The following is a 14,803-nucleotide window of genomic DNA, read 5'->3' as shown; positions in this document are numbered from 1 at the left end:
CTGAAACGTATGTTTCAAACAAGTGTTTGTCAGGCGGAGTAGCCATGGCCCAGTCGGAAACCGTTGAACGCATTCTCGATGCTGCCGAGCAGTTGTTCGCGGAAAAAGGTTTTGCTGAAACCTCGTTGCGTCTGATCACCAGCAAGGCCGGTGTCAATCTGGCGGCGGTGAACTATCACTTCGGATCGAAGAAAGCGCTGATTCAGGCCGTCTTCTCGCGTTTTCTCGGGCCATTCTGCCTCAGTCTCGATAAAGAGCTGGAGCGCCGTCAGGCCAAGCCAGAGAACAAGCCGTCCCTTGAAGAGTTGCTGGAGATTCTTGTCGAGCAAGCGCTGGTGGTCCAGCCACGCAGCGGCAACGACCTGTCTATCTTCATGCGTTTGCTGGGGCTGGCTTTCAGCCAGAGCCAAGGGCACTTGCGTCGTTATCTGGAAGACATGTACGGCAAAGTGTTCCGCCGCTACATGATGCTGGTCAATGAGGCAGCGCCACGCATTCCCCCGATCGAGCTGTTCTGGCGCGTGCACTTCATGCTGGGTGCCGCGGCGTTCAGCATGTCGGGGATCAAGGCTTTGCGTGCGATTGCCGAGACCGATTTCGGCGTCAACACTTCCATCGAACAAGTCATGCGTCTGATGGTGCCGTTCCTGGCCGCTGGCATGCGGGCTGAAACCGGCGTCACCGACATTGCCATGGCCACCGCGCAGTTGCGTCCACGCAGCAAATCGACTCCGGCCGCCGCCAAGGTTTAACCGCACACGGGTGGGCGCGGCAGCTGACATCCGCTAAGCTAGCCGCCCATGACGACTCTCGTTCTGAACCCGCTCCTCATTGATATCGCCGACCTGCCGGGCGCAGCCCATGGCGGCGAATGCGTGGAGCCGGGTTTATCGTAATCAAGGAATCTCTATGACTGCTGGCCTGCAAGGCTCGTTGATGGTGGACGTCGCCGGTACCTGGCTGACGGCTGAAGATCGCCAATTGTTGCGCCAACCCGAAGTGGGTGGCCTGATCATTTTCGCCCGCAACATCGAACACCCGCGCCAGGTGCGCGAGTTGAGCGCTTCGATCCGCGCCATTCGCCCTGATCTTTTGCTGGCGGTGGATCAAGAAGGCGGTCGGGTTCAGCGGCTGCGTCAGGGCTTCGTGCGGTTGCCAGCCATGCGTGCAATTGCCGATAACCCGAATGCCGAAGACCTGGCCGAGCAGTGCGGCTGGATCATGGCCACCGAAGTGCTGGCGGTCGGTCTCGATTTGAGTTTTGCCCCGGTCCTGGACCTGGATTACCAGCGCAGTGCAGTGGTCGGCACCCGTTCGTTCGAAGGCAATCCCGAGCGCGCTGCTTTGCTCGCCGGTGCATTTATCCGCGGCATGAACAGCGCTGGAATGGCCGCCACGGGCAAGCATTTCCCTGGGCATGGCTGGGCCGAAGCCGATTCCCATGTCGCGATTCCCAGCGACGAGCGCAGCCTCGAGGAAATCCGCGCCAACGACCTGGTGCCGTTCGCGCGATTGAGCAAGCAACTGGCCGCCGTCATGCCGGCCCACGTTATTTATCCACAAGTCGATTCCCAGCCTGCAGGTTTCTCCCGTCGCTGGTTGCAGGACATCCTGCGTGGCGAGTTGCAGTTCGATGGCGTGATCTTCAGTGACGACCTGTCGATGGCCGGCGCCCACGTGGTCGGCGATGCCGCCAGTCGCATCGAAGCGGCGCTGACTGCCGGTTGCGACATGGGCCTGGTGTGCAACGATCGCGCCGCTGCCGAGCTGGCCTTGAGCGCCGCCCAGCGCTTGAAGGTGAAACCGTCGGCGCGTATTGCGCGGATGCGCGGGCGGGCGTATGCCAGCACCGAATACCGTCAAGACCCACGCTGGCTGGCGGCCATCGGCGCGCTCAAAGAAGCTCAATTGATTGATTAAGGGCTTTTCGTCGTGACGGTTTACCTTCGCGGGTAAGCCTGATCTCCTACGGATACCGTAATTTCCTGTAGGAGCGAGGCTTGCCCGCAAAGGCAATCTACCGATCACCGCTACTTATCAATTTTCTCCGGCAACGGCGCAAACAGCGCCTCGATATCATCGCTCTGCAACTTCCAGTCGCCGGTTTTGCGCCCATCCAGTACACCTGCGGCCAGATCGGATTTTTCTTTCTGCAGATGCTGAATCTTCTCTTCCACCGTGCCCCTGGCGATCATCTTGTAAACGAAGACAGGTTTCTCCTGACCAATGCGATACGCACGATCCGTCGCCTGGTTTTCCGTCGCCGGGTTCCACCAGGGATCGTAGTGGATCACCGTATCGGCTTCGGTCAGGTTCAACCCCACACCGCCGGCCTTCAAGCTGATCAGAAAGATCTGACGCTTGCCGCTCTGGAATTCCTTCACTGGCGTGCGTCGGTCGCGGGTCTGGCCGGTCAGGATCGCATACCCTACGTCACGTCTTTTCAGCTCATCCTCGATCAGCGACAGCATGGAGGTGAACTGTGAAAACAGCAGAATCCGTCGCCCCTCCTCGAACAATTCCTCAAGCATTTCCATCAGGCTATCAAGCTTGCCGGAAGTACTGCCGCGCGCGGGCAGGGCGGCATCGTTGACCAGGCGTAAATCGCAGCACACCTGACGCAGCTTCAGCAATGCCTCAAGAATGATGATCTGGCTGCGCGCCACGCCCTTGCGGGTGATTTCGTCGCGGACTTTCTTGTCCATGGCCAGGCGCATGGTTTCGTACACGTCGCGCTGGGCTTCGTTGAGCTCGACCCAATGGACGATCTCGGTTTTCGGCGGCAGTTCGGTGGCCACCTGTTCCTTGGTTCTGCGCAACAGGAATGGTTTTATCCGACCATTGAGGTGCTGAAGTCTTACCTCGCTGGCACGCTTTTCTATCGGTACGCGGTAATCGCGGTTGAAGCTTTTCACGTCACCGAGCCAGCCGGGCAGCAAGAAGTGAAACAGCGACCACAGCTCGCCCAGATGATTTTCCAGCGGCGTGCCACTCAGGCACAGGCGCTGGCGAGCATTCAGCTCGCGAGCCGCATGGGCAGCCTTGCTGTTGGGGTTCTTGATGTACTGCGCTTCATCGAGCACCAAGACGTGCAACGGCTGTGCGGCGAGGCGTTCGACGTCCTTGGGCAGCAGTGCATAAGTGGTCAGAATCAGATCATAGTCGGCCAGATCGCCGAAATGCTTCTTGCGATTGGCGCCGTACAGCGCCAGTACTTTGAGCTGAGGCGTGAAGTGCGCGGCTTCGTCGAGCCAGTTGGGAATCAGGCTGGTGGGCATGACTACCATGCACGGTCGATCGAGGCGCCCGGCATTCTTTTCGCTCAGAATATGCGCCAAGGTCTGTAGGGTTTTGCCCAGGCCCATGTCGTCCGCGAGAATCCCGCCGACTTCCAGTTGCCTTAACGACTGCATCCAGCTCAGACCTTCCAGCTGATACGGGCGCAAAGTGGCATTCAACCCTTCGGGCGCCACTGCGGTGTGGTCCTTGATGTCACGCAGGCGCTGGGCAAAGGTGCGGATTTGTTCGCCACCTTCCCAAAGTAACGGCATGCCTTCCAGCGGGTTCAGGCGCGTGGCGTCGGCCTTGCTCAGGCGTAGCGTGGTGTCGCCGGGCTCTTGCAGATAAAACTCGCCGAGTGTCGCCAGCACCGGTTTTAGGCGGCCGAAGGGCAGGGCGACCTGCAGTGGGCCTTGGTCGGTGCTGCGACGCTGCGGGATGTTCACCAGAATCAATTCGTCGTCGCGGCGTCGGGCGAGGCGTTCCGGGTTGAGAAGCTCGGTATGGGAGCGCATCAGGTTCAACAGGATCGGTAACAGGCTCAGCCGTTCGCCGTTGACGATGATCCCCAGTTCCAGATCAAACCAGTCACGCTCCGGAGCCTCCTCGACGGTGGCATACCAGTCATCCACGGCGGTCAGGTCGAAGCCGAAATCTTCGTCGATCTGCAGCTCCCACCCTTGGGTGCGCAGCTTGGGCAGCTCGTTGAGGGTGAAAGTCAGCCAGGCGCTGTCGTTGACCATCTCGTAGAGTTCGCCGGCACTTTCCGGCAAAGCCTTGCTTTGTCGGGTGGCGACCTTGAAGCCGAGAATTCGCAGCTGTTCCCTGTAGGCTTGTTCGACTTCCGGGTGACGTTTTATCCGCAGCGTCTGCGTCTCCTGACGAATCAGAATGTCAGTGTTTTTCTGTCCGCTGACGTATTCGTCCAGATAACTGAAAGACAGCGCCGCACGATGCTGGATGTAACGCTGCATTTTGCCGTTGCGCGGTTCAAAGGCGCTGAATTCGATGCTCGCCAGCCACAGGCGCGGTACCGGTTGCACGTTGTCCACCAACACTTGCGGCGGCGCTTTCGGGCTACGGTTTTCCAGTACAGCCTGAAGTTTTTCCAGCAATTCGGCGTCTTTCGCCGCCGCCGGGTACGCAAGGGTTTCCTGCACTTGCAGCAACACCGCCGCGCAATGTTTGCAGTTGTTGTGGACCGGACAGGTGCAGGTGGCGTCGATCATCAGCAACGTGCCTTTGGCCGACTCGCGCAGGCGAATGATCTGACGGTAAACGTTACCGCCAGAGCCTTCGCAACTGGCGGTGATGGTGGCATCGCCGACCTGGACGATCCTGACGCGGTTTTCCAGCGCGTAGCGGCGGCCACGTTCCAGGCTTTGTTCCTTGAATCGGCTGACCCAGGATGTTGCCAGGGGTTTGCTCAGGGGCGGGGGCATATCAGTCCGGAATTACATCGGGGACTGGCCGAGGCGCAGGGGCTGTCAGCGAGGTGATCTTGATCAGCAGGCCCAGGTGGCCGTTGTCGAGGAAGTTCAGCTGGCCGTTTTTGGTGTGGCTTTCCTGCTTCAGGCGTTCGCTGGCGGTGACCAGGCCGTTGGCATCAATCTGATTGACCCAGAAGTCGGCGTCGACGTCAGTGAAGCGCCCCAGTTTCAGGTTCAACGTGCCCTCGATCGGGAACTGGCCGAACTGTTCCTTGCCCTCGCTGATCGCCACTTTGCTGGCTTCTTCGCCCAAGTGCTGTTGCCAGGCCTTGTGCAGCAACACCGTGTAGTTGTTGCTGGCGCTGAGTTTTTCCACTTCGGCGTTCAGGCTGGGTGTGCGAAAGCTGTCGGGGCTGATGCGTTGAGCGCCGGCAGCCCAGTCTTCCGGCGCGGCGTGGCTGACGATGGCGGGCACGGCGTTTTGCCGCACCAGAATCATTTCAACCTGATACAGATCATCGGCAAACGCCGTCGAGGCGAACGGCGAAAACAACGACATCAACAAGGTCAGTGAGCGAAACAGGCGCATGCGGCGTCCTTCAAGCAGTGGTCGGAATGAGGCGCTCGAATAGCGCCTCTACAGTGTTAAAACGTTCTTCCGGGCGCTCCATCGGGACCTGGAATTTGAACATCGTGGCGCCTTCGAATCTGTAGCGTTTGGGCTGGCTCTGGATCAGTTTGATCAGCGTCAGCGGGTCGACCGGAGTCTGCGCCGCGAACTCGATACGGCCGCCTTGCGGGCCGCCGTCGACTTTCTTGATGCCCAGCTGTTCAGCCTGCAATTTCAACGCCGTGATCCGCACCAGGTTCTTGGTCGGTTCCGGCAGCAGGCCGAAACGGTCGATCATCTCCACTTGCAGATCCTTGAGGCCTTCCTCATCGGTGGCCGAGGCGATGCGTTTGTAGAGGATCAGTCGCGCGTGAACATCCGGCAGGTAATCCTCGGGAATCAGCGCCGGTACACGCAGATTGACTTCCGGACCGCCACCCAGCGGTTGATCGAGGTTCGGCTGTTCGCCCTTGCGGATCGACTTCACGGCGCGCTCGAGCATTTCCATGTACAGCGTGAAACCGACGGCCTGGATCTGCCCGCTCTGACCATCGCCCAACAGTTCGCCGGCACCACGGATCTCCAGGTCGTTGGTCGCGAGCACGAAGCCCGCGCCGAGATCCTGGGTGTTGGCGATCGCTTCCAGGCGCTTTTCCGCGTCGGGAGTGATTTGCTGGCGCGGCGGTGTCAGCAGATAAGCATACGCCTGGTGGTGGCTGCGACCGACCCGGCCGCGCAATTGGTGCAGCTGCGCCAGGCCGAACTTGTCGGCGCGCTCGATGATAATGGTGTTGGCGCTCGGCACGTCAATGCCGGTCTCGATGATAGTCGAGGCGATCAGCACGTTGAAGCGCTTGTGGTAGAAGTCGCTCATCACTTGTTCTAGATCGCGTTCACGCATCTGCCCGTGGCCGATGCCGATCCGTGCTTCCGGCACCAGTTCGGCGAGGTCGGCGGCGCATTTCTCGATGGTTTTCACGTCGTTGTGCAGGTAGTAAACCTGACCGCCACGCAGCAGCTCACGCAGCAGGGCTTCTTTTACCGTGCTCTTGTTCTGCTCCATGACGAACGTGCGTACCGACAGGCGACGGGCCGGTGGCGTGGCGATGATCGACAGGTCGCGCATGCCCGACACCGCCATGTTCAGCGTGCGTGGAATCGGCGTGGCGGTCAGCGTCAGGATATCGACTTCGCTGCGCAGCGCTTTGAGCTGTTCTTTCTGACGGACACCGAAACGGTGCTCTTCGTCGATGATCACCAGGCCGAGGTTTTTGATTTTGACGTCGTCCTGCAGCAGCTTGTGTGTGCCGATGACGATGTCGATCTTGCCTTCGGCCAAGTCCGCGACGGCGGCGTTGACTTCCTTGGCCGATTTGAAGCGGCTCATCACTTCCACGCTCACCGGCCAGTCGGCGAAGCGGTCGCGGAAGCTGTTGTAGTGTTGCTGGGCGAGCAGGGTGGTCGGCACCAGAATCGCCACCTGACGACCGCCATGCACGGCGATGAACGCTGCGCGCATCGCCACTTCGGTCTTGCCGAAACCGACGTCGCCGCAGACCAGGCGATCCATCGGCTTCGGCGCGAGCATGTCGGCGCGCACCGCTTCGATAGTGGTTTGCTGGTCCGGGGTTTCTTCGAACGGGAAGCCGGCGCTGAAGGTCGCGTAATCGGCTTTCGGGTCGGCGAAGGCATAACCTTCGCGAGCGGCGCGGCGGGCATAGATATCGAGCAACTCGGCGGCCACGTCGCGCACCTGTTCGGCGGCTTTGCGCTTGGCTTTCTGCCAGGTCTCGGAGCCAAGGCGGTGCAGCGGCGCCAGGGCATCGTCGCTGCCAGTGTAACGGGCGATCAGATGCAGGTTGGCTACCGGGACGTACAGCTTGGCGTTCTCGGCATATTCAAGGGTCAGGAATTCGGCGGCTTGATGGTCGATTTCCAGGATCGTCAGCCCCAGATAACGGCCAACACCATGATCGATGTGCACCACCGGCGCGCCTTCGCGCAGTTCGGTGAGGTTTTTGATCACTGCATCGTTGTTGGCGTCAGCGCGTTTCTCGCGACGGCGACGCTGCATCACGCGCTGACCGAATAACGGGCTTTCAGCGACCAGGGCCAGGGCTGGATCGTCCAGCAACAGACCTTCGTCGAGCGGTGCGATGGTGATCGCCAAGCGCTCCTTGCTCGCAACAAAGTCTGGCCAGCTCTCGACGGTTTTCGGCCGCAGCTTCAGGCGTTCCAGCAGTTCCAGCAGCACTTCACGACGGCCCGCAGACTCGGCGGTAAACAGCACGCGGCCAGGGAACTCGTCGAGGAAACCGGCCAGCGCCGCCAATGGCTGAGTGGCCTTGGCTTCGATGGCCAGGTTCGGCAGTGGTTGAGCCGGGAAGCGCTCGCGACCGACACCGGGTTCTACGTCCTGTTGACTGGCAACCACCCGGGGCCAGCTCTTCAGACGGGCAAAGCAATCTTCCACGGGCAAAAACAGCTCGGCCGGTGGCAGCAAAGGTCGGGATGGGTCGACGCGGCGCTCTTCGTAACGATTGCGCACGTCGTTCCAGAAATTCTCCGCCGCCTGTTCGATGCCAGGCAAAGAAAACACTTGCGTGTCCTGGGGCAGATAGTCGAAAAGGGTGGAGGTTTCGTCGAAGAACAGCGGCAAGTAGTACTCGATACCCGCCGGTGTAATCCCGCTGCTCAAATCCTGAAAGATCGGGCAGCGACGGAAGTCGACATCGAAACGTTCGCGAAAGCGCGCCTTGAAGCGGGTGACCGCGTCCTTTTGCAGCGGGAACTCTCGCGCCGGCAGCAGGCGAACGGTGTCCACCTTGTCGATGGAGCGCTGGTTTTCCGGATCGAAGGTACGCAGGGTTTCGATTTCGTCGTCGAACAGATCGATGCGGAAGGGCAGTTTGCTGCCCATCGGGAACAGGTCGATCAGCGAGCCGCGCACGGCGAACTCGCCATGCTCATAAACTGTATCGACGTAACGATAACCGCTGGCCTCAAGCCGGGTGCGCATTTGCTCGACATCGAGTTTCTGGCCGACATCCAGTACCAGGCTGCTGCCAAGCAGGAATCTGGTCGGCGCCAAACGGTGCAGGGCCGTGGTGATCGGCACGACCAGCACGCCATGCGCCAGTTCCGGCAACCGATACAGGCTGGAAATGCGCTGAGAGATGATGTCCTGATGTGGCGAGAACAGGTCGTAGGGCAGGGTTTCCCAGTCGGGGAAGTGCAGTACAGGCAAATCCGGGGCGAAGAAACTCAGCTCCTGTTCCAGCCGTTCGGCACTCTGGCTGTCGGCGGTCAGTAGCAGGGTAAAGCGCTTGGCAGCGCTGGCAGCCTCGGCGATGGCCAGGCTCAGGGCGGCACCGGGCAGGTTGCCCCAATGCTGTTTACCTGCCGCGGCAGGGAGAAGCGGTAGACGCAGAACGGGCACGGAAGGTTGAGCTCCAGCGTTGCGACAAAGTCGACAATTGTAACGGCCTCAGGTGCCGGCTGTCAGTTGCAGACTGTGTCTATATGCTCAGGTTGGGTGAAATGTAGTGGTAATGACAAAAACTGGCGCTTTGATACGGAAAATGTAGTGCCAAAACCACTGTGTGTTACGGAGGGTTACGGACACGGGAATAGTATCGTCGAAAAATTGACAGCGCTGAAAGCCCCGGTTTTACTGGGCTGGCGCGGGGCGTGATTTTTTTGAACAGTATTTTGTTGACGCCTGTGCGACAGGCGCGCATTGCTACCGGAGACACTCGGCGGCATAATGTAGCCCCTTTTTTCTGCCCCTACATGTGGAAGGTTACCGTGACTCAGAAGCCCGACCAGTGTCTTGGTGAATGGATCGACCGTGAAGCACTCGCAGAAGCGATGATTCCGCTTATCGGTCAGCTCTACCGCAATAACAACGTGGTGAGCTCGATCTATGGCCGCAGTCTGATCAACCAGTCTGTCATCGCGATTCTCAAAGCTCACCGCTTTGCTCGCCATCGCCAGTCCGATGACAGCGAATTGTCCGTCCACGAAACATTCCCGCTGCTCAAGGCAATGAGCGAGCTCAAGCTCGGCGCTGCTTCGGTAGACCTGGGCAAGCTGGCTGTCAAATTCAAAACCGAAGGTAATGGCCGTAGCGCCGAAGCGTTCGTCCGTGACGAGCTGGCCGATGTGGTCGGCAAGCAGAATGGTTCCGGTCGCACCGGCACCGACGTTGTCCTGTACGGCTTCGGTCGTATCGGTCGTCTGCTGGCGCGCATCCTGATCGAGAAAACCGGTGGTGGCGACGGCTTGCGTCTGCGTGCCATCGTTGTCCGCAAGGGCGCCGAGAACGATCTGGTCAAACGCGCCAGCCTGCTGCGCCGCGATTCGGTACATGGTTCGTTCAATGGCACCATCACCATTGATGAAGCCAATAACACCATCACCGCCAACGGCAACCTGATCCAGGTTATCTACGCGAAGAACCCGACCGAAGTGGACTACACACAGTACGGCATCAAAGATGCGCTGCTGGTGGACAACACGGGTGTATGGCGTGACGCCGACGGCCTGGGCCAGCACCTGGCCTGCCCGGGTATCGATCGTGTTGTTCTGACCGCGCCGGGTAAAGGCAAGCTGAAGAACATCGTTCACGGCATCAACCACGGTGAAATCACCGCTGACGACAAGATCGTGTCCGCCGCTTCCTGCACCACCAACGCCATCGTGCCGGTGCTGAAGGCTGTGAATGACAAGTTCGGCATCATCAACGGTCACGTCGAAACCGTTCACTCGTACACCAACGACCAGAACCTGATCGACAACTTCCACAAGGGTGATCGCCGTGGCCGTAGCGCCGCGTTGAACATGGTCATCACCGAGACTGGTGCTGCCACCGCCGCCGCCAAGGCGCTGCCTGAACTGGCCGGCAAACTGACCGGTAACGCGATCCGTGTTCCGACGCCGAACGTGTCGATGGCCATTCTCAACCTGAACCTTGAGAAAGCCGCTACCCGTGAAGAGATGAACGAGTACCTGCGCTACATGGCGCTGCACTCCGATCTGCACAAGCAAATCGACTACGTCAATTCGCAGGAAGTGGTTTCCACCGACTTCGTTGGCTCGCGCCACGCAGGCGTGGTGGACGCCGAAGCGACCATCGTTCAGGACAACCGCGTTGTTCTGTACGTCTGGTACGACAACGAGTTCGGTTACAGCTGCCAGGTCGTTCGCGTGATGGAAGACATGGCCGGTGTAAACCCGCCAGCATTCCCGCGCTAAGCCTTAGCCGCACATGAAAACGCCCCGACTTTGATCGGGGCGTTTTTGTTTGGGTGATCGCGCAGGAGCGAGGGGTGCATAATGGCCGGTCTTGGCGTGGTTTCAGGGAGGGGCAGGGTTTGTTGAAATGGCGATGGTGCAGTGTTGTTGTCCTGATAAGTACCTTAACCGGCTGCGGCGATGGCGATTCGATGGAAAGTTTCGGCGGCCCGACCATGGGCAGCAGCTATTCGATCAAGTACGTGCGCTATGCCCATCTTCCCGCTCCGGCAGAAGTCCGCATCCAGGTCGAAAAAATCCTCGCTGAAATCGATCAGCAAATGTCGACCTATCGCAGCGACTCCGACATTGAACGCTTCAATAATTTGCCCGCTAACCGCTGCCAGACAATGCCCGCGCCAATCCTCGAACTGGTCCGCGTCGGCGAGCGACTGTCTTCGCTAAGCGAAGGCTCCTTCGACCTGACGGTGGAGCCGCTGCTCAACCTTTGGGGGTTCGGGCCGCAAGCGCGAGAAGAAAAAGTGCCGAGTGCCGAAGCGCTCGCCCAGGTGCGGCAACGCGTGGGCCACAGCCACTTGCGCATCGACGGTGATCAGTTGTGCAAGGACGTGGCAGTCGAAGTCGACTTCAACAGCATCGCGGCCGGTTACGCGGTCGATACGATTGCCGCAAAGCTTGAAGAGCAGGGCATCCACAATTACCTGGCGGAGGTCACTGGTGAACTCAAGGCCGCGGGCAAAAAACTCGACGGCTCAGCGTGGCACATTGCGTTGGAAGAGCCCCGCGACGATCAGCAGGTCGCACAAAAAGTCATCACTATCGACGGCTACGGCGTGTCGACCTCCGGTGACTACCGTCATTATTTCGAGCAGAACGGACGGCGCTATTCCCACACCTTCGATGCCCGCAGTGGTGCACCCGTCCTGCATACCCTGGCGTCAGTCACGGTCATTCATCCTTCAGCATTAATGGCCGATGGCCTATCGACGCTGTTGATGATTCTCGGTCCTGAACGGGGTTGGGACTATGCCGAAACCCATGATGTTGGTGCATTTTTTGTGATTCGTGCCGATACAGGTTTCGTCACGCGCACCAATCAGGCATTTGAGCGCCTGGCGGGTGAGAAAACCAAGTGATTGCGGCATCAAAAGCGTTTTTGATGACGTTGTAGTGCAGGCAAAACTAGCCTACGACGCGACCAAGGGGTAATGTGCCCGGCGTTGACGCTTCTATAGACTGTGTCCGGGTTCTGCACTGGCCCCAAATTGTTCCTTCACGCCGCAGATCGGCGTGATTTAGCCGCAGGTGCCGAGGGTGCCGCGGCCTGTTCTGAGGAGTATGCATGGCTGTCTACAACTACGACGTGGTGGTGTTGGGTTCCGGCCCGGCCGGAGAAGGCGCGGCAATGAATGCCGCCAAAGCAGGACGCAAGGTGGCGATGGTCGATAGCCGTCGCCAGGTCGGCGGCAACTGCACCCACCTGGGCACCATCCCGTCCAAGGCCTTGCGTCACTCGGTCCGGCAGATCATGCAGTTCAACACCAACCCGATGTTCCGGGCCATTGGTGAGCCGCGCTGGTTCTCGTTCCCGGACGTTTTGAAAAGCGCCGAAAAAGTCATCTCCAAACAAGTCGCCTCGCGCACCGGTTACTACGCCCGTAACCGTGTCGACGTGTTCTTCGGTACCGGCAGCTTCGCTGACGAGCAAACCATCGAAGTGGTCTGCGCCAATGGCGTGGTCGAAAAACTGGTGGCCAAGCACATCATCATCGCCACCGGTTCGCGCCCGTATCGCCCGGCCGACATCGATTTCCATCACCCGCGTATCTACGATAGCGACACCATCCTCAGCCTCGGCCATACCCCGCGCAAACTCATCGTTTACGGCGCTGGCGTGATCGGTTGCGAATACGCCTCGATCTTCAGTGGCCTGGGTGTGCTGGTCGAGCTGGTGGACAACCGGGGTCAGTTGCTGAGCTTCCTCGACTCGGAAATTTCCCAGGCGCTGAGCTATCACTTCAGCAACAACAACATCACAGTCCGTCACAACGAAGACTACGACCGCGTCGAAGGCGTGGACAACGGCGTGATCCTGCACCTGAAGTCCGGCAAAAAGATCAAGGCCGATGCCTTGCTCTGGTGCAACGGCCGTACCGGCAACACCGATCAGTTGGGGCTGGAAAATATCGGCGTGAAGGTCAACAGCCGTGGCCAGATCGAAGTCGACGAAAACTACCGCACCTGCGTGCCGAATATTTATGGCGCCGGTGACGTGATCGGTTGGCCGAGCCTGGCCAGTGCCGCCCACGACCAGGGCCGTTCGGCCGCTGGCAGCATCGTCGACAATGGCAGCTGGCGCTTCGTCAACGATGTGCCCACCGGCATCTACACCATTCCGGAGATCAGCTCGATCGGCAAGAACGAGCAGGAGCTGACTCAGGCCAAGGTGCCGTACGAAGTGGGCAAGGCGTTCTTCAAGGGGATGGCGCGTGCGCAGATTGCCGGCGAGCCGCAAGGCATGCTGAAGATCCTGTTCCACCGCGATACCCTGGAAGTGCTGGGCGTACACTGCTTCGGTTATCAGGCGTCGGAGATCGTGCACATCGGCCAGGCGATCATGAGTCAGCCGGGTGAGCTGAACACCCTGAAGTACTTCGTCAACACGACGTTCAACTACCCGACCATGGCTGAAGCCTATCGGGTAGCGGCGTACGATGGCCTCAACCGGCTTTTTTGAGCGGCTCCGGCCGGTGGCCTGAGCCGGCCGGGGAGACCGATTTCAGCAATTCTCGAGCGTGGCAGTGGCCAAACCGGGAAAGTCTGTAATCAGGCTGTCAACGCCGAAGTCGGCGAGTCTGCGCATCAGCGCAGGCTCGTTGACTGTCCACACCGACACATGCAGCCCCTGGCGCTGCGCCTTCTGCAGGCGTTCCGGCGTACACAGGGTCCAGTTCAGCGCCAGAATCTCACAGCCATAGTTTTGCGCGACCTTCAACGGGTCGAGCCAGGCGTATTCGGCCACCAGGCCGCGAGAGATGTCCGGCACCAGGTCCAGCGCGGCTTTCAATACTTCGCGTGAACTCGAGGTAATCGTGACCTTGTCCAGGATGCCGAAACGCTGCGCCATTTCGCGAATCGCCAGCACGGTGGTCGCGGCACGGGTGCGTGATGCGCTTTTGACTTCCAGTTGCCAGTGCTCGAAGTCGCATTTCCCGAACAGTTCTTCCAGCTTTGGGATCGGGCAAGGTTTGATCCAGCCCGGGCCGCCCTTGCGTGCGTCGTAAGTCACCAGTTCCGCGGCGGTATGCTCGACTACTTTGCCGCGGCGCTCGGTGGTGCGTTTGAGGGTCGGGTCGTGGATCACCATCAACTCGCCGTCCTTGGACAGATGCAAGTCCAGCTCACAACGGCGCACGCCGTGCTTGAGGCATTGCTGAAAGCTGGTCAGGGTGTTTTCCGGTGCTTCGCCCTTGGCGCCGCGATGGCCGTAGATAAGGGTCACGGTTTTTCCTTAAATTAAATGCCTGATTCGTTTTGTTCACGAGCCAGGCGTCGTTCTTGTGCCTGTCGCTGCAAGATATAACGGGCCAGCAATTGTCGCTGGGCATCGGACAAGTATTCGAACTCGGTGCCGACATCGTAGCCTTCGCCCTTGCGGTCGCAATGGGTGACGCGGGCACGCAGCAGCAGGCCAAGGGCTTGCGGCATCAGCACCAGTTTGATCGACAGATGCGCGCCGGTGGCGATGGGCGTCGGATGCTGAAAGTCGATGCCTCCCTCGGATAGGGTCACTGGCTGCGGTTCGCCGATCTGCCCGAGCACGGTCAGGGCGACTACCTGGCTCAGCAGATCGATGCGTTTGTTCTGGGATTTCAGGAATGCGGCGATGGTCCGGTCGCGTTCGCTGATCTGTCGCAACAGGTGTTGCGATTCGAATTCGCTGAGGTGCAGTTCGCTGAGCAGGTTGAATAGAGGGGAAGCATCCTGCAACACTTCCTGGCCTGCGGCTTCGGGAGCAGACAGGGGCTGAATTTCCAGTGCGATCGTGTCCTCGATACGGTAGTATTCGCGGCGATCTTCTTCATCTAATGTCGACATGGCGAACCCATGGTAGCGGCGGTGGTCTGAGTGTAAAGCTGGTTATCGACCCCCCCCACAAGGACGTTCCTTTTTCCTCCGAACAAACCCCGACATGTTTAGACCTCTCTTCGTATTTATTTGCACGCGT

At 59.5% G+C, this 14,803-nt stretch carries 10 protein-coding genes; 5 read left to right on the top strand and 5 right to left on the bottom strand.

The features are described from left to right. The first annotated feature begins 44 nt into the window (after nucleotides 1-44). Complete coding sequence (locus BZL43_RS21875; RefSeq protein WP_095634226.1) at nucleotides 45-752, top strand: TetR/AcrR family transcriptional regulator; 708 nt, start codon at nucleotides 45-47, stop codon at nucleotides 750-752. A gap of 169 nt (nucleotides 753-921) precedes the next feature. Beyond that, a complete protein-coding gene (nagZ, locus tag BZL43_RS21870) occupies nucleotides 922-1,920 on the top strand; it encodes a beta-N-acetylhexosaminidase (protein WP_177409347.1) in 999 nt (332 codons plus the stop codon). Between the two features lie 110 nt (nucleotides 1,921-2,030). Here nagZ and BZL43_RS21865 read toward each other — a convergent pair whose 3' ends face one another. From BZL43_RS21865 to mfd, 3 genes are read right to left on the bottom strand one after another with little or no spacing between them, the layout of a single operon-like run. Next, nucleotides 2,031-4,721: a DEAD/DEAH box helicase gene (locus tag BZL43_RS21865; protein ID WP_095634224.1), complete on the bottom strand. Its 2,691-nt coding sequence runs from the start codon at nucleotides 4,719-4,721 to the stop codon at nucleotides 2,031-2,033. 1 nt (nucleotide 4,722) lies between these two features. Beyond that, nucleotides 4,723-5,298: a CsiV family protein gene (locus tag BZL43_RS21860; RefSeq protein WP_095634223.1), complete on the bottom strand. Its 576-nt coding sequence runs from the start codon at nucleotides 5,296-5,298 to the stop codon at nucleotides 4,723-4,725. A 10-nt stretch (nucleotides 5,299-5,308) separates the two neighbouring features. Beyond that, nucleotides 5,309-8,758 carry a transcription-repair coupling factor gene (mfd, locus tag BZL43_RS21855; RefSeq protein ID WP_095634222.1) on the bottom strand — a complete coding sequence of 1,150 codons (3,450 nt, stop codon included), beginning with the start codon at nucleotides 8,756-8,758 and terminating at the stop codon, nucleotides 5,309-5,311. Nucleotides 8,759-9,111: 353 nt separating this feature from the next. Here mfd and BZL43_RS21850 point away from each other — a divergent pair, with 353 nt between their 5' ends. The 3 genes from BZL43_RS21850 to sthA all read left to right on the top strand — a co-directional run bounded on the left by BZL43_RS21850 (nucleotide 9,112) and on the right by sthA (nucleotide 13,312). Further along, nucleotides 9,112-10,575, top strand: coding sequence for a glyceraldehyde-3-phosphate dehydrogenase (locus BZL43_RS21850; RefSeq protein WP_095634221.1), 1,464 nt, complete (start codon nucleotides 9,112-9,114; stop codon nucleotides 10,573-10,575). A gap of 191 nt (nucleotides 10,576-10,766) precedes the next feature. After that, the gene (locus BZL43_RS21845; protein ID WP_095634220.1) at nucleotides 10,767-11,711 is read left to right on the top strand and encodes an FAD:protein FMN transferase; all 945 of its coding nucleotides are present in this window, start codon (nucleotides 10,767-10,769) and stop codon (nucleotides 11,709-11,711) included. Nucleotides 11,712-11,917: 206 nt separating this feature from the next. Then, entirely contained in the window at nucleotides 11,918-13,312 is a 1,395-nt protein-coding gene (sthA, locus tag BZL43_RS21840) for a Si-specific NAD(P)(+) transhydrogenase (protein WP_030128406.1), read from the top strand. A 42-nt stretch (nucleotides 13,313-13,354) separates the two neighbouring features. On the opposite strand, the gene BZL43_RS21835 is transcribed toward sthA, so the two are convergent. Next, entirely contained in the window at nucleotides 13,355-14,077 is a 723-nt protein-coding gene (locus tag BZL43_RS21835; RefSeq protein WP_095634219.1) for a glycerophosphodiester phosphodiesterase family protein, read from the bottom strand. A gap of 14 nt (nucleotides 14,078-14,091) precedes the next feature. Then, nucleotides 14,092-14,673, bottom strand: coding sequence for a PilZ domain-containing protein (locus tag BZL43_RS21830; RefSeq protein WP_095634218.1), 582 nt, complete (start codon nucleotides 14,671-14,673; stop codon nucleotides 14,092-14,094). Nucleotides 14,674-14,803: the final 130 nt, after the last annotated feature.

Source organism: Pseudomonas sp. PICF141, from assembly GCF_002286815.1.
Classification (GTDB): Bacteria; Pseudomonadota; Gammaproteobacteria; order Pseudomonadales; family Pseudomonadaceae; genus Aquipseudomonas.
The sequence above is the reverse complement of the archived record's forward strand: the minus strand, read 5'-3'. Positions and strand labels throughout refer to the sequence as shown.